Source organism: Bradyrhizobium sp. LeoB3, assembly GCF_055456055.1.
Genome location: NZ_JBVBEF010000326.1, coordinates 1 through 850, shown reverse-complemented (window position 1 = coordinate 850; position 850 = coordinate 1). Strand labels below are relative to the sequence as shown.

At 56.6% G+C, this 850-nt stretch carries 1 protein-coding gene; it reads right to left on the bottom strand.

All coding sequences use genetic code 11. The features are described 5' to 3' along the window. Positions 1-16 precede the first annotated feature (16 nt). Positions 17-850 (bottom strand): phosphatase PAP2 family protein (locus ACZXDY_RS46150; RefSeq protein ID WP_464350047.1); only part of this gene is annotated, 834 nt, incomplete at its 5' end.

Sequence of the window (850 nt, the reverse complement as noted above, 5' to 3'; positions counted from 1 at the left end):
AGCGACCTTTATTCAATCACCGATCATAGCCAATGAATAGATGAACAATCGCTACGCCAATACGTCTCGCGTTTGGGAAGCCGCTTGATAGTTCGGCGAGCACGAGAAAGAACAAGCCGTAGAAATAGGGCGTATAGCGCGGCTCGAGTGCCAGAATAGGTGCCGCGAGGAGCTTCCTGACGGGCTCTCGATTAATGATGGCGCTGGTCGCAATCCCGATCAAGGCACCGACGAGCACGTCACTCGGGTAGTGAATGCCAAGATACACGCGTGCCATCGCAACGAAGCCTGCGAATATGCCGAAGAACAGACCCCACCACCGTGAGATAAGCCAGAAGCCGGCGGCAATGGCAAAGAGATAGGTTGCATTGTCGCTCGGGAAACTGCTCCAGTGCTCGAGGTCTGCATGCCATTCGAAGGTCGGCGCATTGGCGCCGATGCTGTACATCGGGCGGTCGCGAAAAGGCGCCAACAAGGAGACGACGCGATTGAGGACCAGTGACACGGCGACTGCCAAGATGATCGTGAGGATGGCTTCGCGCCGTCGCGTCATTTCCTTGTCGGGCCAATACCAAGTCAGCCCGACAATCCCCATGAAGAGCGATCCTTGGAGGACTTGAAAGTGAACGGCGACACGGTCGAGTGTCGGGCTTGAGCCGCAGAGATCATTCAGGGCCCGGAAGATGGAAACATCGAGCCCGGCTAGAACATCCATTAAGTGTGACATTGCCAATTTGCGTGAGACAGCAATGTGACGAGCTTGGGGCGGAAGGCGGCGCGGTCGACGCTTCGACGAGAGTTCCGCTTGATCGTATCGGCAAACGACTGCAACGGTTCCACGATCGGAACC